Consider the following 21,381-nt stretch of genomic DNA (forward strand, 5'->3'; position numbering starts at 1 on the left):
CCCGAACCCAAAGTCGAGGCTTCATGCAGTATCTCAGGGATCTGGCATCTGCCAGGGAACTCCTGGCGAATCTCACTCTCAGAGACATTCGCGGTCAGTACAAGCGGACGATCCTCGGCCGACTGTGGTCGCTCGTGAGCCCGCTGTCCTCGATGCTGGTGTACTCGTTCGTCTTCTACTTCCTGCTCCGGGCGACACCGGATCCCGGAGACCCCAGCGGACTGCACATCTTCGCCGTCTGGCTCCTGTGCGGACTGCTGCCGTGGTCCTTCTTCTCCGGCGCGCTGTCGGCCAGCATGAACTCGATCGTCGGCGGCGCGAGCCTGATCACGAAGGTCTACTTCCCCCGCGTCGTCCTGCCGATCTCGTCGGTCCTGACGATGGGCTACAACTGGCTGTTCGAGATGGGCGTGCTGATCATCGTGCTGTGCGCGGTCGGAGGCTGGGGCGTCATCCTCTGGCTCCCTCTGGTGGCGGTGTTCATGGTCGTTCTCGCCGCCTTCGCGACGGGCGTCGGCCTCATCCTCGCGATCGCGAACGTGTACTTCCGCGATACTCAGCACCTCGTCTCGATCCTGCTGCAGATCTGGATGTACCTCACCCCGATCATCTACCCGCCCTCGCTCGTGCAAGTGCAGTCGGACAAACTCGGTGGCCTCCTCGGCACCGATGTGACCGTCATGAACATCTACGAGTCGAACCCGATGTTCCACTTCGTGACGGTGTTCCGGAACCTCATGTACGACCAGCGCTGGCCCGACCCCGCTGACGTGCTCGCATGTATCGCCTGGGCACTCGTCGCACTGGTGGGCGGCTTCCTGATGTTCACCCGTAAAGAGAAAAGACTGGCCGAAATCCTATGACCGAAACCGCCGTCCACGTCGACTCCGTCAGCAAGAAGTTCCGCCTGTACCACGAGCGCAACCAGAGCTTGAAGTCGGCGATCATGCGCCGCAAGATCTCGGTCCACGAGGACTTCTGGGCGCTCCGCGACATCACGTTCGACGTCCCCGTCGGATCGACGTTCGGACTGATCGGGAGCAACGGCTCTGGAAAGTCGACGCTCTTGAAGTGCCTCGCGAAGATCCTCTACCCGGAAAAAGGGACCATCAGCGCGAAGGGCAAGGTCGCCGCACTCCTCGAGGTCGGATCCGGGTTCCATCCCGAGCTCTCCGGTCGGGAGAACGTCTTCCTCAACGGTTCGATCCTCGGCATGAGCCGCAAGGAGATCCAGCGGAAGTTCGACGACATCGTCTCGTTCTCCGGCGTTGAACAGTTCATCGATCAGCCGGTAAAGAACTACTCGTCGGGCATGTACGTCCGCCTCGGTTTCTCCGTGGCCATCAACGTCGACCCGGACATCCTCGTCGTCGACGAAGTCCTCGCCGTCGGTGATGCCGAGTTCCAGCAGAAGTGCTTCCAGAAGTTCGACGACTTCAAGGCCGCGGGCAAGACGGTCATCCTCGTCAGCCACTCGATGGGCACCGTCAAGCAGATGTGCGACCACGCGGCTTGGATCAACAAGGGGAACCTGGAACTCGTCGGCCCGGCAGACCCGGTCATCGCGGCATATGAGGCGACCTACCCCCACCAGCCGTAAGCCCGTCCGATCCTGAGCGACGTGCCGCAGCTCCTGCTGCGACACGTCGCTCTTGTGTTGCCTCCACCTCCGGACGCTGCCCCGCTGTCGGCGATGCGCGCGCAGCACGCCGTCACCAGCGCGGCGACGTTCCCGTCGTCGCCGTCGTCAGGCCCGCGGGCGTCGCCGGCGCATCAGGAACACGGCCAGGTACGCGAGGAGCACGACCCCTGCCGAGGCGGCGCTCGTCACGATCCCGGGCGCGAGACCAGGAGTCCGGTAGGTGAGCTCGATCCGATGCGATCCAGCCTCGACACGGACGGCTGCGCCAGCCTGCTCCGCGTCGACGAGTTCAGCCGGGTCACCGTCGACGGTGACAGACCACCCGGGGCGTCGCAGGGAGTCGGCGAACACGACCCACCCGGCCCCGTCGGCATCGACATCGACCACGGTCCGGTTGACGTCCCAAGCCTGGTCTTCGACGTCGACGACCGCGGTCGACGGGGGGATCCCGGAGCCGGCCGCGCCCGCTGACGGCACATCGCCGGCCGGGACGTCCTCGGAGCGCTCCAGAAGCACGGTGGTCGGCGGCAGCAACGGATCCTCCATGAGGTCCACCCGACGTGAGGGGTCCCGCTCGACGACACCGTTGGAGGCCCACCGGACACGCTCCAGCGCTGATGAGCGTTCAATGACCGTCGCATCCCCCGTGTGGGCGACCGAGAGTCCATCGTCGAGGGGGCGGGTCACGGACACCGCGGCCGCGGTGGGGTCAGCGAGATCGGCGAGGATCCCACCGTGTCCGGCATCGACCGAGATCTCGGCTCGCCACGCCGTGTCCACGCCGAGCGAGCCCGCGTCGAGCGCGACGTTCCGCTGCCCCAGGATGGTTGCGTACCAGGTGGAGGTCGTCGTGAGCACCTCCCCGGTGACGGGATCCACGAGCGAGACGGTCAGGGTCGCGCCGTCCGCGGTGTCGAGCAGTCGGTCGAGGATGTTGAACGAGAGGCTGCGGACCGGGCCGGTGTGCACCGTGGAGACAGCGACGTCGCCACCCCCGACGGGAATCGCCGCGCTCGATGCCTCAGCCGGCTCGACGAGCCCCGGCACCGGCAGGTTCGGTTCCATGACGAGGTACTTGACCGCGAGTCGATCCATGATCGGTGAGTTCGCCGAGGCGACCATCCCCGGGTAGCTGAGCGCCGAGTAGGTCGCGGAGGCGTACGCCTCGGGGTCGAGACGGAGGAGCAACGACTTCCACTGCACGGTCTGGAAGGTGTGCCCGCCGAGCGACCGGACCCGGTAGACGGAGTTGGTGCCGGGGAACATGGTCTGGTCGACGGAGGCGTAGCGGGACTCTCCGAGGTGCTCCTGGAGGAAGGCCGTCGTCGGGGTGTCGGGGTACACGGTCGACAGGTCGGACTTCGGCCACCACAGGTCGGCGACGAACACCGCCGGGACGACGACGAGGATCGGCACCACACACACGGCGACGATGCGTGGGACGGCGCGGCGGGCAAGGAGGACCACGAGCACGATCACGACACCGCACAGTCCGATGGCGACCGTCGTCAGCGCCTGCCAGCTGAGCAGCTCCGTGAAGCGGGCGGGGGCGAGGAGCACGCCACGGCGTATCGCGAGCACGAGGAATCCGATGGCGGCGGCTCCCGACGACAGCGTGAGCAGTCCCCACAGCCAGCGCCGCACTGGTCGCTCCGGGCCCAGGACGGTGATGAGACGGCGACGCGGATCCGGTTCGATGAGACGCGCGAACCCGACGGCGGCCATGACGGCGACGAAGAACCCGATCATCACCCGAAGGCGTCCGATGCGGTTGTTGTCGAAGATCGGCAGCTGCTGCGCCGCCCCGAGGATGGGACCGCCGATGTAGGTCAGCACGACGGACAGCACGACACCGACCGCGAAGAAGGTGATCATGCTGCGGCGACCTCGGACGAAGGGTCGGATCAGGCAGGCGACGGCGACGAGCACGACGACCATCGCCCCCACGTAGGAGAGTCGCTCCACGGGAGAGTTGACACCCCACGTGTCACCGGTGCTCACCTCGCCCACGAGACTCGGCACGAGTGCCGACAGGAGGTCGTTGATGGCCATGTGGTTGTCCGGGCCCTGTCGGCGACCGCTGAAGTCCAGGATCGCGATGGCGTTCAAGGCGAACGGCAGCATCGTCCACGCCGACAGGAGGAACCCGAGGACCACGCCGAGCGCACTCACCGCACCCGCCCCGATCACCCGCCAGAAGCGCCGATGCACGACGATCGCGCGGACGAGCACGTAGACGGCACCAGCGTAGAGCGCGTAGCCCACGATGGCGGGGAAGCCGCCGAGCAGCATGCCCGCGAGTGCCACGCCGACCGGCAGGACGTCGAGCAGTCGGCGCCGGACTGCGGCGCGGTCGAGTGCCCAGAAGAGCAACGGGATGAAGGCGGCGACGCGCGTCTGCGGCCAGTTCGTCCAGGAGATCATGAACCCGGAGGACACGAACACGAGGCTGGCGAGTGCCCAGGTCGGGTTGGGGAGTCCGAGGCGTCGCAGGAACAGGGACATGCCGAGGGTGACGACCCCGATCTCGATCAGCTTCGTGATGCCGGGAGCGTAACTGAGCGGCACGAACCACCACGCGATCGAGATCGGCGAGTACAGGCCGGAATTGGGCAGCCCGCCGAGCTCGGATCCACCGGCTTGGAACGGCGTCCATTCCGCGAACACCCCGTGGCGTGCAGCCTCCACGATCGCCCACATCTGCGGCACGACCGCGTCGATCGTGTCGCCGACCATGGCGTTCGTGCCGATCGAGGTGGACTCGCCTGCTGCGGACCAGGGGGCGAACCGCTGGAGCAGCTCGGTGCCGAGGAAGGTACCGACCCCGATGAGTGGCAATCCGATCGTCAGGACCGAGAAGGCGACGAGGGAGCCCCAGCTCACCCACACGATCCACCGGCTCACGGCGAAGCGCGCGGGTCCGTCGACGACGCGCTCCAGCTGGGTGCCTCGGTCGCTCGCCATCATCACTTCCGTCTGTCCGGGCCGGATTCAACCCGACATCCCATCGATTATGCCTGACTGCCGACAAGCAGCAGTCTGCCCCCGGATGTCTGGCTCGAATGATCGGGGATAATGGACGGGTTCACACCGATTCGCGCGAGAAGGCCTTATGAAACTCATTGTTCAGATCCCCTGCCTGAACGAAGAGGAGACCCTTCCCGCGGTTCTCGAGTCGATCCCGACCAGCATCCCGGGTGTCGACGAGATCGAGATCCTCGTCATCGACGACGGGTCGAGCGATCGGACCGTCGAGGTCGCCGAGCGCTTCGGGGTCCACCACATCGTGCGTCACACGCGCAATATGGGGCTCGCCCGCTCCTTCCGGGACGGTGTCGATTACGCGCTGCTCCACGGCGCCGACATCGTGGTCAACACCGACGGTGACAACCAGTACCCGCAGGACCGCATCGGGGACCTGGTGCAGCCCATCGTCCGTGGCGAGGCCGACATCGTCGTCGCAGATCGCCAGACGGCGCTCATCGAGCACTTCTCCCCCTTCAAGAAGGCCATGCAGCGCTTCGGCAGCGCGGTCGTCAACAAGGCCGCCGGGACCGACCTGCCCGACGCCGCGAGCGGGTTCCGCGCGTACTCGAAGCACTCCCTCATCCGGCTCAACGTCGTCACGCGGTTCAGCTATTGCATGGAGACGATCATCCAGGCGGGTTACAAGCGCCTCGCCATCACGAGCATCCCCGTCACGACGAACGCGAAGACCCGCGAGTCACGGCTCTTCCGCAACATCGGCGAGCACATGTACCAGTCGGGCGTCGCGATCACCCGTGCCTACCTGATGTACCGTCCGTACGTCGTCTTCGCGGGTCTCGGCGCGCTCCTCGCGGTCGCCGGTCTCATCCCGTTCGTGCGCTACGCGATCCTCATGTGGATCGACACCGGCGGCAACCACCTGCAGTCGCTGCTCGTGGGTGCGACGCTCCTGATGGGTTCGCTCCTGTCGTTCGCGATCGGCGTCGTCGCCGACCTCACACGGATCAACCGGACGCTGAGCGAGGAGACCCTCGACTACCTCAAGCTGCAACGCTACGGCGACTGAGCGCCGCGGCGGCGCTCGAGGATCCTGAGCAGCAACGCGGAGTACCGTTCACCGGCAGACTCGATCGAGTAGTCCTGGGCGCGGAGACGCGCATTGCTCGCAAGCTCCGTGCGGAGTGAGGCATCGCCGAGGACCCGCTGCATCGCCTCCGCCAGTGCATCGACGTCGCCGGAGGGCACGAGGATCCCGCTCTCGCCATCGACGACCGCTTCGTCCAGCCCCGGAAGGGCCGAGGCGATGATGGTCGTGCCGGCCGCGAGCGCGTCGAGCAGCGCCACGGGCAGACCGTCCTGATCGCCCGAGGCCGAGAGCACCGACGGGAACACGACGATGTCGGCGGCGTGGAACGCCGCGGTGAGTTCGTCCCGTCCGAGCTGGCCGAGGAAGCGCACGGGGAGCTCCGCCGCCTGCGCTTCGAGCTCGGCGCGGAGGGGGCCGTCCCCACCGATCGCAGCGTCCCAGGACAGTTCGGACGGCAGACGACGCAGGGCATCGAGGAGCACGTGCACGCCCTTCTTCTCGACGAGACGGCCGATGAAGAAGACACGGAGCGGAGCCGGACCGGCGGCTGAGGGGTGCTCGACCGGTTTGCCGGGACTCGGCTGCAGCATGATCTTGGTGCCCATCGGGAGGACTTCGACGTCCTCCGGCGCCGTGCCGAGCTCGATCGCCCGCCGACCCATGTCGCGGTTCATCACGGTGACGTGGTCGGCGTTGCCGAGCACCCAGCGCTTCACCGCGCGCATCGGTGCGGCATCCAGGGCGTAGATGTCTCCGCCCGGAGAGGTGAGCAGCTTCGGCACCCGCGGTGCGACGATCCTCGCAACGATGCCCTGCGGAACGATCCAGTGCACGTGGATGACGTCCGGCCTGAGCGTCCGCACCGCGCGCCGCGTCGCGACGAGCTGTCCCAGCACGAAGAACGGCAACTGCAGCCACCGCGACCGACGCTCTCGCAGGTTCTCGAGGATCGCGCCGTCGGCGAGGTCCTCCCAGCGCTTCACGAAGAAGCGGTACCGCCCGACGCGCAGCGGACCGTCCTGTTCCACCGCGAGCGAGCCAGGGACGCGCGGCACGAGCACGGACACGTCGAACTCGGTCGCCTCCTGCAGCGCGAGGTCGCGCACGAACGACGGTGTGCCGTCCTCGGGCACCGCCGGCCAGGTCGAAGCGAGGACGAGGAGTCGGGGTTTGGACATCGGAGGACTCCGTTCACGGGCTGCTGCAGGATAATGGGCATCTCCCATGAAGATCCTCACCAAGTATAGGAAGCCGATCCAGATCGGTTTCGCCGTCGTCGTGATCGCCTGCATCGTGTGGACGGTCGTGGCGAACTGGGACTCGTTCGCCGCGAGCGTCGCCCGGATGAACCCCTGGTGGCTGCTGGGCTCCGGTGTCGCAGGCTTCGCGGGGGTCGCGTTCTCGATGCTGGCCTGGCGTGCGATCGTGATCGCGTTCGGACACCGCATCTCGGTCCGTGACGCCGGTTACGTCGTCTTCGTCTCGCAGATCGGGAAGTACATCCCGGGCGGTGTGTGGCCGATCGTCGCGGGCACACAACTGGGGCGTCGTGCCGGCCTGCCGACCGCCACGACCGCGGTGACCCTCACCGCCCAACTCGGTGTCAGTCTCGTCACCGGATCGACCCTCGCCGTGGGCGCCCTGTTCGGATTCCCCGCACTCCGTCAATACGCCGGGCTACTGATCGTGCTCGTCGTGATCGGTGCCATCGCGCTCCTGCCGCCGGTCATGCGGATGGTCCTCGGGTGGTTGTTCACCCTCATGAGACGCCGCGACGAGCTCCCCGCGCTCCGAAGCCTCCCGCTGCTGTCGGCAGTCGGCTGGTCGCTCGCGAGCTGGGCGGCCTTCGGGGTCCACCTGTGGTGCATCGTGTCCGCGCTCGGCACGGTCGACCTGGCGGCGATCCTGCCCGCGGTGTTCGGCTACTCGCTCGCCTGGGTCGCAGGATTCCTCGCCGTCATCGCCCCGGCCGGTGCGGGGGTTCGGGAGGCGATCCTCGCGCTCGTCCTGGCGAACACCGTCCCAGCCGCATCGATCCTCGGCATCGTCCTCGTGAGCCGCTTCATCCTCATCGTCGTCGATGTCGCCGTGTGCGCGTACGCGGTCGTCCGCGGACATGTCTCGGCCGTCATCACCGACCCCACGGCGCGCTCGGTCGACACCGCTCCCGAACCCGTCACTGATCGACCGGGCGATGAGACACGAGAACCCGACCCGCGCTGAGCTCGGGTCGGGTTCTCGGGACGGTTCGTCAGGCCTGCTGCGCCAACAGCGTCTGCAGGTAGCGTCCGTAGCCGCTCTTCACGAGCGGTGCGGCGAGGGCCGCGAGCTGCTCGTCGTCGATCCAGCCGGCGCGCCAGGCGATCTCCTCGATGCAGCCGACCTTGAAGCCCTGGCGATCCTCGATCACGCGGACGTACTCGGAGGCCTGCATCATCGACTCGAAGGTGCCGGTGTCGAGCCAGGCCGTCCCGCGGTCGAGGACCTGCACCTGCAGGTTGCCCTGCTCGAGGTAGCGCTCGTTCACCGTCGAGATCTCGAGCTCACCACGGGCGGACGGCTCGATGGTCTTGGCGATCTCGACGATCGAGTTGTCGTAGAAGTAGAGGCCGGGGACGGCGTAGTTGCTCTTCGGCTTCGCAGGCTTCTCCTCGATGGAGAGCGCCTTGAAGTCCTCATCGAACTCGACGACGCCGTACGCCTTCGGGTCGGCCACCTGGTACGCGAAGATCAGCGCGCCGTCGATGGTGTTGTGGTTGCGGAGGGCTGAACCGAGGCCGGTGCCGTGGAAGATGTTGTCGCCGAGCACGAGCGCGACGCTCTCATCACCGATGAACTCCTCGCCGATGATGAAGGCCTGTGCCAGTCCGTCCGGCGACGGCTGCACCGCGTACTCGAGGCGGATGCCGAGGTCGTCACCGTTGCCGAGCAGCGCGCGGAACTGCTCGTTGTACTCCGGCGTCGTGATGATGAGGATCTCGTTGATGCCCGCCATCATCAGCGTCGAGAGGGGGTAGTAGATCATCGGCTTGTCGTAGATCGGCATCAGCTGCTTCGAGATGCCCTTGGTGATCGGCCAGAGCCGCGTGCCGGATCCACCGGCGAGAATGATGCCGCGCATCGGTCACTTCCTCTGAGTCATTGCCGAGACATCCCCGGCGGACGGCGTCGGCTGCCCTGGATGGAGCATGCCCGCCGATCGTTTCTGAAAGAACGCCCACGAACCACGCGAAGCGGTCCGATAGCCTGTCCACCGTAGCAAAGACGAAGGAGAACATCGTGGGCGACAGCGCTTCCGCACCCGCAGCATCGACAGACGAACAGCGCGAGCTGCGCGCCGAGATCCTGAGACTGCGTGATGCCCTCGAGGGCGCGAACGCCTCGGCCGAGCTCGCGCAACGACGTCTGGCGGCGATGAAGCTCGACCTCGACGACCTCCCCCTGGCCCAGGAGAACCTCCGCCTGCGCGACGAACTCGCCCAGGCCCGTGTCGGCCAGCACTACTTCGAGTCCCTGTACCTCCGCGTGTCGGCGGAGCGCGAACGCGACCACGACAAGCTCGTCGGGGAGTTCACGGGTTCTCGGACCTGGCGCATCGGAGCCGCCGTCATGAGCCCGCTCGGCGCCGTGAAGCGTCTGCGCGGCGGCCGCTCGTGACCCTGCCCGACGCGACGGCGCGCGAGCCCGAGTTCTCCATCGTCGTCCCGCTCTACAACACGACCCCGTTCCTCCTGCAGGAGATGGTGGCCTCGGTGCAGCTCCAGACCCACGGCGACTGGGAGCTCGTCCTCGTCGACGACGCGTCCCCGGACGAGCACACCCGCGAGACCGCGCGGGCGTGTGCGGCGGAGGATGCGCGCATCGTCCTCATCGAACTCACCGAGAACCGCGGTATCGCGGAGGCCTCGAATGCCGGCATCGACGCGAGCAGCGGACGGTTCGTCGCGCTGCTCGACCACGACGACACGCTCGATCCGCGTGCGCTCGCGCTGGTGCATCGTGCGATCGCAGACGGTACGGACATCGACTACGTCTACACCGACCAAGACGTCATGACCGACAAGGGGCACTACCGTATCCCGTTCGCGAAGCCGGAGTGGTCGCCGGAGCGCATGCTCGGACAGATGTTCACGTCGCACCTCTCGGTGTTCCGTCGATCCCTCCTCGCCGAGATCGGTCCGTTCGACACCACGTACAACGGATCGCAGGACCACGATCTCGTGCTCCGGTTCACCGAGCGAGCACGCGGGATCGCGCACGTCCCGGAGGTGCTGTACCACTGGCGGGCAGTCCCCGGCTCGACGGCCCTCAACGGCTCGGAGAAGAGCTACGCGTGGGCGGCTGGCGTGGCAGCGGTGACGGCGGCCGTCGACCGGCGCGGTATCGACGCCGACGTGTCGTTCGGTCCCAACTTCGGGACCTACGCGATCCGCCACCGACTCGCGCCAGCAGTGACGATCTCGGTGATCGTCGCGGCCGACGCCGGCACCCCGCGCCTCGACGCGTTGCTCTCGTCCATCGACGCCGACGAGGCGGCCGATCAGGTCGTCGAGATCATCGTCGCGGTGCCCGAGGGCCGGGATCCCGGCCCGCTCCCCCGCAGATCCGGTCGAGCACCGGTGGTCGTCGTCAGCGCGCCTTCTTCAGAGCGCACTCGACTGCTCCAAGAAGCCGCTGTCGGCGCCCGCGGCGACGTGCTCGTGCTGATCAGCGAGCACGTCTCGTCTCTGCCGAGCAACGCGCTCACGCTGATCGCCGGAGCGCTCGGCGAACCGGACGTCGCGTTCGCCGGTGGGCGGATCGTGTTCCCTGACCACACAGTGAAGCACGCCGGCTATCGTCGGTCCCGCAATCACCTGCGGGATGCGTTCAGAGGATGGCCCGCCGGAGCGGACAGCACCTACGGGGCGCTCACCGTCAACCGAGAGGTGACCGCGATCTCATCGGAGTTCGCGGCGATCGACCGTTCCGCGTTCGAATCGGTCGGCGGTTTCAGCCCCTCGCTCGACGGGTACTGCGCCGAGCTCGACCTGTCGTCGAAGCTCCGCTCGCACAGGCACCGCGTCCTGACGTTGTGCGAACCCGTCGTCGTCTCCGACGACACGTCCATCCCCGTCGACGAGCTGCCCAAGGCGCAGGTGAAGACCATCTCGCGGCGATGGGGATGGAAGGGCGTCGATCCGTTCACCCCGTGAACGTCGACGCCCGCCGGCCGACGGGTCAGCTGCGCAGCGTGGCGTAGAACGCGCGGGCGTCATCCCAGCTCGGCAGCAGACCGGCAGCCGCCGCTTCTGCCAGGCCGGGAGCCTCCGTGTCCTTGGGCGAGAGCAGTGGCGTGCCCGCTTCGGGCGGAATCACGAGCCCGATCTGTTCGTCGAGCGGGTTGATGCCGTGCTCGCGGTCGGGACGGTACACGTCCGTGACGAGGTAGCTGACCGTGGCGTCGTCGGTCAGCGCGACGAAGCAGTGGCCGAGGCCCTCGGAGATGAAGATTGCCTTGCGGTCGGTGTCGTCGAGGAGGACCGAATCCCACTGCCCGAAGGTGGGCGAACCGACCCGGATGTCGATGACGTAGTCGAGCACCGCACCGCGAGTGGCCGTGACGTACTTCGCCTGGCCGATCGGGATGTCTGCGAAGTGGATGCCGCGCACCGAACCGCGCTTGGACACGGAGGTGTTCGATTGGGCGAGCTTGATGGAGCGCCCGGACGCCTCCTCGAGCTTGTCGAAGCGGTACCACTCGAGGAACACGCCTCGGTCGTCGCCGAACTGCTTCGGGGTGATCTCATAGCTGTCGGGGACGTTCAGTTCACGGATCTGCACCCGGGGAGTCTACCAAGACGACCGAGCGTGCTCGCATTCCCTGTGGTCCGTCGGTCCGCCGGCCGACGACCTCGTGCATAATCGAGTGTTCGCACACAGATCGGCCTCGCCATGACCAACCTGCTCCGCCGCCTCTGGCACGGCATCGCCGCATACGCGCTGAAGTTCGGCGTGGTCGGCCTCATCGGCTTCGGTCTCGATGTGCTCGTGTTCAACCTGCTGCGCATCGGCGTCTTCGGACAGGACCACCTCGCCCAGTCCCCCATCGGCGCGAAGGTCATCAGCGTCTCTGTCGCGATCGTCTTCAACTGGATCGGAAACCGCTACTGGACCTTCCGCGAGCACCGGCGGAAGAACTTCGTCCTTGAACTGGGCGAGTACGTCGTCGTCTCGCTGGGCGGCATGGGCATCGCCGTCGGCTGTCTGTACCTGAGCCACTACGTGTTCGGCTTCACGTCCCTCTTTGCAGACAACGTCGCTTCCAACGTCATCGGTCTGGGACTCGGGACGCTCTTCCGCTTCTTCCTCTACCGGTTCTGGGTGTACGGCCATCACCGCGCCGACGGGCTCGCGAACCTCGCGCGGGCCGAGGAGGCACAGCGGGCGCTGTTCGAGGAGCCTGACGTGACCGCTCTGCCCGGCACCGAATCGACTCGCTGACGTCGGGTCAGATCGCCTCGAGCCAGCCGCCGATCGGGCTATGCAGGCGAGCTGGTACGCCGATGTAGACGCCCGGTGTCTCGAGGTCGTCCACCACCACGGCTCCTGCCCCGATGACGCACCCGTCGGCGATACGCACGCCATTGGAGACGATCGCGCCGATGCCGAGGAACACCCCGTCGCCGATGGTCACTCCGCCTGCGATGCGACACCCCGGTGAGATCGTCACGTAGTCGCCGAGGGCCGTGTCATGACTGACCGAGGCTGCGATGTTGATGAGCGAGTGGTCGCCGATGGAGACGTCGGTCGAGACCACGGCACCGGCAGCGATGATGCACCCCCGTCCGATCGAACTGGACGAGCTCGTGGTGGCGGACGACGAGGTCAGTGTGGCGAACTGCGATCCGGGCCAGCCCTGCACGAGCGCTCGCCTGAGCCCCGGAGCCCCCACGGCGGCGACCACCGGCGTGGAGACCAGGCTCTGCGGGACCGCGTCGAGGTCGATCTGGAGCGGATCCTCCAGGTCCCGGTAGGCGGCTGAGACGGCGATGAACGCGAGCCGCGATCGCCCGAGGATCTCGACCGCCTCCCGCGCCTGTCCCCCGTTGCCGAGCAATCCCACGCGCTGATCGGCCACGGTCCCGGTCACGAGCATGCACCCTCGATGATCTCGCGACGGAGCGCGAGCTGACGTGCCGGGTCCGAGATCGCCCGTGAGCGTCGGAGGCCGGCACGAGCGACGCGCTGGACGCCGCCCGGCTCGCGCAGGAGGGCCCGGAGCCGGGTCACCATCGCCTGCGCGTCCGGCTCCTCGATCAAGAGTTCACGGCCGTCGCGGTAGTGGCGGTTCTGCCCGAGAGGATCCGACACGAGCATCGCGACCCCACTGAGGGAGGCCTCGACGCTCGAGGTCAACGGGAATCCGTCGAACGCGCCGGGTGAGAGCAACCGCGGCTGGTTCGGGGAGACGATGACGTGCTGCGTCGCGAACAGCTCACGAAGCTGCGCGGAGTCCAGGACGCCGTGGAACCGGAACAGGTGGCGCACCGTCGGCTCGACGTCGTCCTCGGTGAATTGGCCGACGACCTCGCCGGTGACCGTGTGTCCGTAGGCGTCGAGGGTCCGGACGATCTCGACGAACTGCGGGAAGCCTTTGTCCGCCCCCGAGGCCGTGTAGCGGTGGGCGACGAAACAGAGCCGGAGACCCGACTCGATGATGTCCGCGTCCGCGATCACCCGGCTGCCCGGGCCGGGCCGGACCGATCCCGGACCGGGGAACGGTGCGTCGAGTTCATGCAGCGGTGCGTTCGGATAGCGCTCCCGGACGTGATCGGCCACGATCGGCTGGGTCGTGATGACGGCACGCAGCAACGGCGAGGCCATGATCCGGTCGAGCTTGCGGGTCGCCTCTGCGTCGTCGAGAGCGAACCCGCCGCCCGGATAGAGCGTGAAGACGAAGGGCAGTTCCGCGCGTTCCAAGGCGCCAAGATGATGATCCACGTTGTTGAGGAAGATGAGGTAAGCGAGGTCGTAGCCGCCCAGCTCACCCTCGTCGTACGGTTGGACGGCAGACGCCAGAGCAGGGTACCGCTCGGCGAACGGCACCATGAGGTCCTCGAAAGGCCCCATCGTCGTCAGGACGGTCTGCGCGACGCCGCTCTGCAGGAGCTCGGTGAACTCCGCCAGCCGGAACCCGGACGACAAGGTCGGGAAGTGGTCGTCGACCACGACGACACGGCGCGCCGTCATCCGCGTCGCCGCCATTGACCGAAGTGATGTCTCGCTCGCGAGGACCACTGCCGCAGGGGTGTCGCGCGGACGCGTCGCGCGAGGACGGCCATGAGCGCCAGCGACCCCGTGTTGGTCGCGGCGATGTGGCTGAGCGCTTGTGGCGAGTTCATCCCCACCCACTGTCCGACGGTCGGATCGGGGTAGTTGTGCAGTCGCCCGGTGATCTCGTGAAGCTCGAGATCACGGATGCCGTAGTGCAGGAGCAGATGCCGGGCCTGCTCCGGATCGCCGAGACTGCGATGCAACTCCTTGATGCCGTGGACACGGCTCACGGGCGACAGCGGCCCCGACGTGTCGAGCCACAGCAGAGCGAGTGCGGTCTCACGAGCCGCCCTCGTGTCCCAGAACTGGTCGCGGAGGACGTCTCCGAACGCATCGAGCGCGAGTTCGTCCGAGCACCCGGTGAAGAAGTGCTCCATGATCTGGAGGTGCTCACGGTGGTTCCGCGCGATGTTGGCTTCCGTCAGACTGCTCGTGTTACCGAGTCTCGGGAGGATTCTGAACCGCACGAGGTCTTCATCGCCGAGGACGTGGATCGGATAGTGCTTGACGAGTTCGATCCAACGATCGAGGTCTGGGATCTGACGGAGCCTGTTGTCGTAGAGACCGTACTGCTCATAGAACTCGCGACGGATCAGGATGCTCGGGTGGCACAGGGCGTTCCCCTGATCGAAGAAGTAGCGAAGCCACTCGGCCTGTGAGCGGTTGGGCTGTCGGAAGACGCCTGCGGACGGCAGGATCTCGTTCATCGGCAGGCTGCGGCCGTCCGGACCGACATAGCGCGCACTGGTGAACACTGCGCCGAGTTCGGGTCGTTGTTCGAACACCTCGAGCTGGCGTTGGAGTTTGTTGAGTTCCCAGACGTCATCCGAATTCAACACGGCGACGAGATCGGCACGTGCCTCCTGGATCGCGAAGTTGAGCGCGGCAGCACCGCCCTGGTTCCGAGCCAGCCGATAGCAGCGGACCCGTGGGTCGGTGAGCGTGGCCAGTCGTGCCCAGGAGTCGTCGCCGGACGCGTCGTCGACGATGACCAGTTCCAGGTCGTCCATCGTCTGATCGAGGATGCTGTTGACCGCCTCGATCAGGTACGCGCCGTTGTTGTACGAGGTGAGCACCGCACTGACTCGCGGAGCCTCGCCGCTCACGCGCGGGAGGGGCATACCGAGCTGCGCCACCGGCTCGGGAAGCGTCGCGGGAGCATCCCCTCCGGCAGCTCGGAGGCGGAGCAACTCGGCCTCGATCTGATGCAGGCGGCGGGACAGCGGGCGCCCCAGTCGCTCGCCGAAGAGCTCGAGATAGTCCGGAATGAGGTCGTTCAGCTGCTCGAGCTGCTTCGCGGGGGACTTGCTCGACCACTGGCTGCGCGCGTGCTGACGGTATGCGGTCATCGTCTGGGGCAGGAAGAGCGCATCGCCGAACGCGGTGACGCCGAGGTTGATCGCCCAGTCGTAGGAGGTCATCTCGAACATCTCGATGGGGAGGGCCCGCAGGTGCGCCGCGCGATACGTGCATGCGCTGAAGGTCGCGAACCAGTTCTGTTCAGCGATCTCCTCACTGGTGAGGCGGCTGGAGAACGATTCGAACCCGATCTCGGGCGCGACCGTGCCATCGCCCGATTCGGCGTCCCAGAGCAGCACGCGGTGGGCCACCATCGCGAGGCTCTCGTCGGCTTCGAGCTCACCGACCACGCGTTGCAGCTTGTCGTCCGCCAGCCACTGGTCGTCACCTTCGAGAACGGCGACGTACCGCCCGCGGCACGCAGCGAACGCTCGCCAGTAGTTGCGTGTGATGCCGAGTTGCGGCTCCACCGGAAGGACCCGCGCATCGATGTCGGGGTGGGCGGCGACCCACGCGTCCGCAAGCGCTGCCGTCCCGTCGCTGGAGGCGTCGTCGGCGATCACCACCTCGTATCGGTATTCCGTGCGCTGGGCGAGGACCGTCGCCAGTGCGTCAGCCAGGTACTCCGCGTGGTTGTGCGTCACCACGAGAACGGAGACGTCGGGAATCGTCGTCGTCATCAGCTGCGGGCCTTCCAGGCGATCGCGTCGCAGATGCGATCGACGTTGTCGAGACCGAGGTCGCCGTACAGCGGGAGCACGAGGCACTCACGCGACGCCCGCTCAGCGACGGGGAGTCCGCCCGGCCCGAGCGCGTCCGCGTACTGGGGCAGGTCGGAGGCGAGCGGGTAGAAGTACTTGCGACTCACGATGTTGAGGGAGCGCAGGTACAGGTGCAGCTCGTCTCGCGAATGCCCGTACTCCGCGTCCTCAATCCGCACCGCGAAGTACTGCTGGCCCGAGCGGTCATCGGTGAGCACGTGGATACCGGGGATCTCCGCGAGACGGCGACGATATCCGTCGGCGAGGAGCGTACGGGCCTCGACCTCGGCGTCGAGCTGCTTCAGCGAGAGGAGCCCCATCGCCGCATGGAACTCGCTCATCTTGCCGTTCATGCCGACCATCGAGATCTCCTCTTCGGAGGCGATCCCGAAGTTGCGGGCGCGCCGGAACGCACGGTCGAGCTCCGCTGAGTTCGTGACGAGCGCTCCACCCTCGACGGTGTGGAACAGCTTGGTCGCGTGGAAGCTGAACATCGTGACGTCCCCGATGGCGTCGGGCGAGGTCGGGAAGACGGGAGCCTTCCGCCCGAAGGAGTGAGCGCCGTCGTAGACGATGCGGAGGTCGTGTTCGCGACCGAGGGCACCGAGTGCGGTGTAGTCGCACCAGTTTCCGTACACGTGCGTCCCGACGATCGCCGAGGTGTCGGCGGTGATGCGGTCGGCGACCGAGGCGGGGTCGATCGTGAAGGTGTCCGGTGTGACGTCGGCGAACACGGGTCGCAGGCCGAGCATCGAGATGGCATGCGCCGTCGCGGGGAAGGTGAAGGGGGTGACGATGACCTCGCCGGACAGCTCCAGCTGGCTCAGGGCACCGAGCAACGCCGTCGTGCCGTTGTTCCACAGCGACAGGTGGGACGATCCCACCCGCTGGGCGAGGGCGGCCTCCAGACCCTCGTGCAGCGGCCCACTGTTCGTCAGCACGCGCGATTGGAAGAGTCCCTTGACCAGGTCGACGTAGTCGTCGACGGCTGGCATCATCGGGCGGGTCACGTAAATCGGGCTCAGGAGCCGTTCGGGGGTGTTCAGGGGTGTTCAGGGTGTCTCCTCGTTCAGCGCGATGGCGACCGGGTCGCGCCATCCAGCGGGCGCCCTGGAAGACCCCCAATCGACGATCGTAACCGCACGGAATAAGTTGTGCGACCAATGTTGGATAAAGTTGCACAACCGTCACCGCTTCCCGAGCGGTGCCGCCCCTCGGTCCGCGTCGCCAGGCCCGAATCCCGAACCCTCCTGAGGAGAGCATGTCCCGCGAGCATCGCGCCCGTCGAGCCCAGAGCGCATCCGGCACGCCGGCAGTCCGGCCAGGTGTCCATCTCGACTGGATCGACGCGCTCCGCGGGTTCGCGATGGTCCTTCTCCTCCTGCTCCATGCGATCGGCGCACCGGAGTTCAAGGTTGGCGTCCCGGCGCCCGAGTGGCTGGACCCGCTCAACGTGTTCTTCGCACCGTTCCGGATGCCGACCCTGATGTTCGTGTCGGGCATGGTGTTGGCACACTCCCTGTCGAAACCACCCGGCGTGTATCTGCTGCGCAAAGCACAGAATCTCATCTGGCCGTACGCGATCTGGACGGCGATCCTCCTGAACACGGCCGGCTGGGACTACTTCGCGCAGCACTACCTGTTCCATCCGTCGACGTGGGTCGCCCCCGGCTACCTCTGGTACCTGTGGTACCTGATCTGCTACTCGCTGATCGCTCTCGCGCTCAAGCGGGTGCCAGCCTGGCTCATCGTTCTCGGCTGCTTCGTGGCGACGATCGTGTTCCAGCCGGGCGACCAGCTCGAGACCTACGCGTATTACGCCACCTTCTTCTTCGCCGGTAACGCCTTCAACCGCGCATCGGGAACGCTGTTTCCCGTCCTCCGGAAGAACATCGTCTTCGTCCCGCTCGCGGCGATCGGCATCGGATTCGGTCTCGCCGTCGTGACGGTCAACGCCGGACTGGCCTACGAGACGCTGCTCATGCCGGCGAACCTCGCGGGAATTCTCGCCGCGATCGTCTTCCTCGAGCGGCATGCCTCATGGCGTGCGCTCGCGCCGTTGCGCTGGATCGGACGCAACTCGATCGTCTACTACACGACGCACTGGCCGATCATGCTCGGGTCGAGCGTGCTGCTCTTCGCGCTCGGGCTCGACTCCTGGCTCACGATCGGCGCCCTGGTCGCCGTGTTCCTGATCGCGACGCCTCTCGCCGCAGTACGCCATCGGCGACCCTGGAAGTGGTTGTTCGAAGCTCCGTTCCTCGGCGGATTGACCAAGCGCCTCCTGCAACGCGACGCCGTTGCGGGGACCCCAGCTGGCTCCGACGCAGCTCCAGGTACGATAAGCGAGTCACCCCCGAGAGGACCCTTATCTTGACGTACCTGATCACCGGCGCTTCCGGCATGCTCGGCCACGACCTGCAGGAGGCCCTGACGGGTCGCGAGGTCACCGCCCTCGGACGTGCCGAGCTCGACGTCACCGACCTCGACGCCGTCCGTGCAGCCGTCGCCGGCCACAGCGCCGTCATCAACGCCGCCGCGTACACGAAGGTCGACGACGCTGAGACCCACGAGGACGACGCCGCCGCGGTGAACGCGACAGGCGCACGCAACCTCGCGATCGCCGCCCGCGAGGTCGGTGCGAAGCTCATCCAGGTCTCGACCGACTACGTCTTCGACGGCTCGGCGACGACGCCCTACCGCGAGGACCACCCGCTCGCTCCGATCAGCGCCTACGGCCGCACGAAGGCCGACGGTGAACGTGCTGTTCTGGCCGAGCACCCGGAGGGCGCGTACATCGTCCGTACCGCGTGGTTGTACGGGAAGAACGGCCCGAACTTCGCCGCGACGATGGCGAAACTCGCAGCGAACGGGGTCGACCCGGCGGTCGTCACCGACCAGCTCGGCCAGCCCACGTGGACCGCCGACCTCGCAGCCCAGGTCGTCGCGCTGCTCGACGCCGACGCACCCGCGGGCGTCTATCACGGCACGAACGCCGGCGAGGCGTCCTGGTACGAGTTCGCGCAGGCCGTGTTCGCCGCGGTCGGCGCCGACCCGGCCAGGGTCTCCCCCACGGACAGCTCGGCCTTCGTCCGTCCGGCACCGCGCCCCGCCTACTCGGTCCTCGGGCACGACGCCTGGGCATCGGCCGGGCTCGCACCCATGCGGGACTGGCGCGAGGCGTTCGACCAGGCGGCGCAGCACGGCGTCGTCACCGCCCCGTGACGACGCTCAGGGTCGTCGTCGACCAGATCGTCGCGCCCGTCGCGGGCGGCGTCGGTCGGTACTCCGAGGAGTTGACCCGACAGCTGATCGCCACCGCCCCCACCGGCTGCGAGGTCGAGGGCATCGTCTCCGCGGTCTCGAAAGAGAAGATCGACCTCCTCGAATCGAAACTCCCCGGTCTCGCGTCCCTCCAGCGGACCACCCTGCCGAGGCGAGAACTCAGCACGGCGTGGCAGCTCGGCATCGTGGCTCCAGGCACGGCGAACGGCATGGTCCACGCACCCGGTCTCCTGGCGCCGCTCAACCGCCACGACCGCGTCAACGACGGCAACCAGATCGTCGTCACCGTCCACGACACGCTCGCGTGGTCGCACCCGTCCTCGCTCTCCCCGATGTCCGTCGCCTGGCAGAAGGCGATGGTGAAGCGCGCACGCAAACACGCCGACGCGATCGTCGTCCCCACCCACGCGGTGGCCGACGAACTGCGCGGCATCGTCGACTTCGGCGATCGGATCAGGGTCATCGGTGGTGCAGCGGCTTCGACCCTCACGCTCCCGACCGACGCGGACGGCCGCGCCCGTACCCTCGGGCTGCCGTCCGCCTATCTCGTGTCCGTCGGCTCGCTCGACCCCCGGCGCGGGATCACCGAGCTCATCACCGGACTCGGACGCCCCGACGCGCCGGACCTCCCGCTCCTCATCGTCGGCACCGACAGCTGGGGCGACGTCACACTCGCGCAGGTGGCCGACGAGGCGGGCCTCCCCGAAGGACGGGTCCGCGCGCTCGGCTTCCTCGACGACGCCGACCTGGCGGTGGTCCTCGACCGCGCGACCGCGTTCGTCTACCCGAGCCTCGCCGAGGGCTTCGGACTGCCGCTCGTCGAAGCGTTCCGCTTCGGGACACCGGTCATCCACTCCGACGTCCCGGCACTCGTCGAGGTCGGTGGCGGCGCGGGCGTCGTCGTCGAGTCCGGCGCGAAGGGCTACGCCGATCGCCTGATCGCCACCATCAACGACGTGATCGGCGACAGCGAACGCCTCGCGCGTCTCCGGATCCTGGGCATGGACCGCGAACAGGCGTTCAGCTGGCGTGACTCCGCCGAGCGCGTCTGGCAGCTGCACGCCGAGCTCTGATTCCGTTCGAGACCCACCTCTCGAGCGGCGCTCGTCACAAAGCAATCGGGCGCCGCGGACGAGCCTAGGGTTGAACACGTGACCCAACTCGAACGCCGCGAGCGCTACACGCTCGGACACCACCCCAGCGTCCTCCGCACCCACTCCTGGCGAACCGCCGAGAACTCGGCTGCCTACCTCCTGCCGTATCTACGCTCAGGCCTCCGCGTCCTCGATCTCGGCAGCGGACCGGGCACGATCACCCTCGACTTCGCACGCATCGTCGCCCCCGGTACCGTCATCGGCGTCGACGCCGCCGCCGAGGTCGTCATCGACGCCCGCGCCCGCGCCGTCACAGCGGGCATCGGCAACGTCGAGTACGAGGTCGGCGACGCCTACGCGCTCGACCTGCCCGATGACAGCGTCGACGTCGCGCATGCTCACCAACTGTTGCAGCACGTCGGAGATCCGGTCGCCGTCATCCGCGAGCTGCGTCGGGTCGTCCGCCCCGGCGGCATCATCGCCGTCCGCGACATCGTCTACGGCGGCGCAGTCTGGTACCCGCTGTCGGAGGGGCTGACCCGGTGGATGGAGGTCTACCAGGAGCTCGCGCGCACCAACGGCGGCGAGCCCGACGCCGGGACCCGACTGAAGTCCTGGGCGATGGAAGCCGGGCTGACCGACATCCGAAGCACGGCGAGCGTCTGGTCGTTCGAGTCACCCGTCGACCGCGAGTGGTGGGGCGGTGCCTGGTCGGAGCGCGCCAAGACCTCGAGCTTCGCGACGCAGGCCCTCGAGACCGGCATCGCGACCGAGGGCGACCTGACGGAGATCTCGGCCGCCTGGCGCGACTGGGTGGAGGCGGCGGACGGCTGGTTCGCGGTGCCGCACGGTGAGATCATCGCGATCGTCGACTGACGCCCTTCGACAGACCCGAGGATCGCCCTTCGA

General features: G+C 67.4%; 19 protein-coding genes. 11 read left to right on the top strand and 8 right to left on the bottom strand.

Features of this window, described 5'->3' with window-relative positions; all coding sequences use genetic code 11:
* Window positions 1-23: 23 nt before the first annotated feature.
* Window positions 24-863, top strand: a complete 840-nt coding sequence (locus KXS11_RS14640; RefSeq protein ID WP_437386340.1) for an ABC transporter permease — start codon at window positions 24-26, stop codon at window positions 861-863.
* Complete coding sequence (locus KXS11_RS14645) at window positions 860-1,600, top strand: ABC transporter ATP-binding protein (protein WP_437386341.1); 741 nt, start codon at window positions 860-862, stop codon at window positions 1,598-1,600. The genes KXS11_RS14640 and KXS11_RS14645 overlap by 4 nt, the downstream gene beginning before the upstream one ends.
* Window positions 1,601-1,747: 147 nt before the next feature.
* On the opposite strand, the gene KXS11_RS14650 is transcribed toward KXS11_RS14645, so the two are convergent.
* On the bottom strand, window positions 1,748-4,606 hold the full coding sequence (locus KXS11_RS14650) for a YfhO family protein (RefSeq protein WP_437386342.1): 2,859 nt from the start codon (window positions 4,604-4,606) through the stop codon (window positions 1,748-1,750).
* Between the two features lie 148 nt (window positions 4,607-4,754).
* Between KXS11_RS14650 and KXS11_RS14655 the strand changes: the two genes are divergently transcribed.
* Complete coding sequence (locus tag KXS11_RS14655; RefSeq protein ID WP_437386343.1) at window positions 4,755-5,696, top strand: glycosyltransferase family 2 protein; 942 nt, start codon at window positions 4,755-4,757, stop codon at window positions 5,694-5,696.
* On the opposite strand, the gene KXS11_RS14660 is transcribed toward KXS11_RS14655, so the two are convergent.
* Window positions 5,684-6,895 carry a glycosyltransferase family 4 protein gene (locus tag KXS11_RS14660; RefSeq protein WP_437386344.1) on the bottom strand — a complete coding sequence of 404 codons (1,212 nt, stop codon included), beginning with the start codon at window positions 6,893-6,895 and terminating at the stop codon, window positions 5,684-5,686. The two genes, KXS11_RS14655 and KXS11_RS14660, sit on opposite strands and share 13 nt — an antisense overlap.
* Window positions 6,896-6,941: 46 nt before the next feature.
* Between KXS11_RS14660 and KXS11_RS14665 the strand changes: the two genes are divergently transcribed.
* Window positions 6,942-7,940 (top strand): lysylphosphatidylglycerol synthase transmembrane domain-containing protein, encoded by a 999-nt coding sequence (locus tag KXS11_RS14665; protein ID WP_437386345.1) that lies wholly within the window; start codon window positions 6,942-6,944, stop codon window positions 7,938-7,940.
* 28 nt (window positions 7,941-7,968) lie between these two features.
* On the opposite strand, the gene rfbA is transcribed toward KXS11_RS14665, so the two are convergent.
* The gene (rfbA, locus tag KXS11_RS14670; protein ID WP_437386346.1) at window positions 7,969-8,838 is read right to left on the bottom strand and encodes a glucose-1-phosphate thymidylyltransferase RfbA; all 870 of its coding nucleotides are present in this window, start codon (window positions 8,836-8,838) and stop codon (window positions 7,969-7,971) included.
* 158 nt (window positions 8,839-8,996) lie between these two features.
* Between rfbA and KXS11_RS14675 the strand changes: the two genes are divergently transcribed.
* Window positions 8,997-9,374 carry a hypothetical protein gene (locus tag KXS11_RS14675; protein WP_437386347.1) on the top strand — a complete coding sequence of 126 codons (378 nt, stop codon included), beginning with the start codon at window positions 8,997-8,999 and terminating at the stop codon, window positions 9,372-9,374.
* Window positions 9,371-10,912 carry a glycosyltransferase gene (locus KXS11_RS14680; RefSeq protein ID WP_437386348.1) on the top strand — a complete coding sequence of 514 codons (1,542 nt, stop codon included), beginning with the start codon at window positions 9,371-9,373 and terminating at the stop codon, window positions 10,910-10,912. The genes KXS11_RS14675 and KXS11_RS14680 overlap by 4 nt, the downstream gene beginning before the upstream one ends.
* A 25-nt stretch (window positions 10,913-10,937) precedes the next feature.
* Here KXS11_RS14680 and KXS11_RS14685 read toward each other — a convergent pair whose 3' ends face one another.
* Window positions 10,938-11,540 carry a dTDP-4-dehydrorhamnose 3,5-epimerase family protein gene (locus KXS11_RS14685; protein ID WP_437386349.1) on the bottom strand — a complete coding sequence of 201 codons (603 nt, stop codon included), beginning with the start codon at window positions 11,538-11,540 and terminating at the stop codon, window positions 10,938-10,940.
* Between the two features lie 111 nt (window positions 11,541-11,651).
* Here KXS11_RS14685 and KXS11_RS14690 point away from each other — a divergent pair, with 111 nt between their 5' ends.
* Window positions 11,652-12,200, top strand: coding sequence for a GtrA family protein (locus KXS11_RS14690; protein WP_437386350.1), 549 nt, complete (start codon window positions 11,652-11,654; stop codon window positions 12,198-12,200).
* Between the two features lie 7 nt (window positions 12,201-12,207).
* Here the strand turns inward: KXS11_RS14690 and KXS11_RS14695 are convergent, their stop codons facing one another.
* Genes KXS11_RS14695 through KXS11_RS14710 form a run of 4 tightly spaced genes read right to left on the bottom strand, consistent with a single transcriptional unit; the run spans window position 12,208 to window position 17,103 of the window.
* Window positions 12,208-12,849 (bottom strand): NeuD/PglB/VioB family sugar acetyltransferase, encoded by a 642-nt coding sequence (locus KXS11_RS14695; RefSeq protein WP_437386351.1) that lies wholly within the window; start codon window positions 12,847-12,849, stop codon window positions 12,208-12,210.
* Window positions 12,846-13,949 carry a glycosyltransferase family protein gene (locus KXS11_RS14700; RefSeq protein WP_437386352.1) on the bottom strand — a complete coding sequence of 368 codons (1,104 nt, stop codon included), beginning with the start codon at window positions 13,947-13,949 and terminating at the stop codon, window positions 12,846-12,848. Before KXS11_RS14700 ends, KXS11_RS14695 begins: the two co-directional genes overlap by 4 nt.
* Window positions 13,946-16,012: a glycosyltransferase family 2 protein gene (locus KXS11_RS14705; protein ID WP_437386353.1), complete on the bottom strand. Its 2,067-nt coding sequence runs from the start codon at window positions 16,010-16,012 to the stop codon at window positions 13,946-13,948. The genes KXS11_RS14700 and KXS11_RS14705 overlap by 4 nt, the downstream gene beginning before the upstream one ends.
* Window positions 16,012-17,103: a DegT/DnrJ/EryC1/StrS family aminotransferase gene (locus tag KXS11_RS14710; protein WP_437386354.1), complete on the bottom strand. Its 1,092-nt coding sequence runs from the start codon at window positions 17,101-17,103 to the stop codon at window positions 16,012-16,014. Before KXS11_RS14710 ends, KXS11_RS14705 begins: the two co-directional genes overlap by 1 nt.
* Before the next feature lie 251 nt (window positions 17,104-17,354).
* On the opposite strand from KXS11_RS14710, the gene KXS11_RS14715 reads away from it, so the two are divergent.
* The 4 genes from KXS11_RS14715 (at window position 17,355) to KXS11_RS14730 (ending at window position 21,348) form a co-directional block, all read left to right on the top strand.
* Window positions 17,355-18,470 (top strand): acyltransferase family protein, encoded by a 1,116-nt coding sequence (locus KXS11_RS14715; RefSeq protein ID WP_437386355.1) that lies wholly within the window; start codon window positions 17,355-17,357, stop codon window positions 18,468-18,470.
* Window positions 18,467-19,318 carry a dTDP-4-dehydrorhamnose reductase gene (gene rfbD, locus KXS11_RS14720; protein WP_437386356.1) on the top strand — a complete coding sequence of 284 codons (852 nt, stop codon included), beginning with the start codon at window positions 18,467-18,469 and terminating at the stop codon, window positions 19,316-19,318. Before KXS11_RS14715 ends, rfbD begins: the two co-directional genes overlap by 4 nt.
* Window positions 19,315-20,451, top strand: coding sequence for a glycosyltransferase family 4 protein (locus tag KXS11_RS14725; protein WP_437386357.1), 1,137 nt, complete (start codon window positions 19,315-19,317; stop codon window positions 20,449-20,451). Before rfbD ends, KXS11_RS14725 begins: the two co-directional genes overlap by 4 nt.
* Before the next feature lie 78 nt (window positions 20,452-20,529).
* Window positions 20,530-21,348: a class I SAM-dependent methyltransferase gene (locus KXS11_RS14730; RefSeq protein ID WP_437386358.1), complete on the top strand. Its 819-nt coding sequence runs from the start codon at window positions 20,530-20,532 to the stop codon at window positions 21,346-21,348.
* The last annotated feature ends 33 nt before the right edge of the window (window positions 21,349-21,381 follow it).

The organism is Plantibacter flavus, from assembly GCF_051487245.1.
In the GTDB taxonomy this organism is placed as follows: domain Bacteria; phylum Actinomycetota; class Actinomycetes; order Actinomycetales; family Microbacteriaceae; genus Plantibacter; species Plantibacter flavus_B.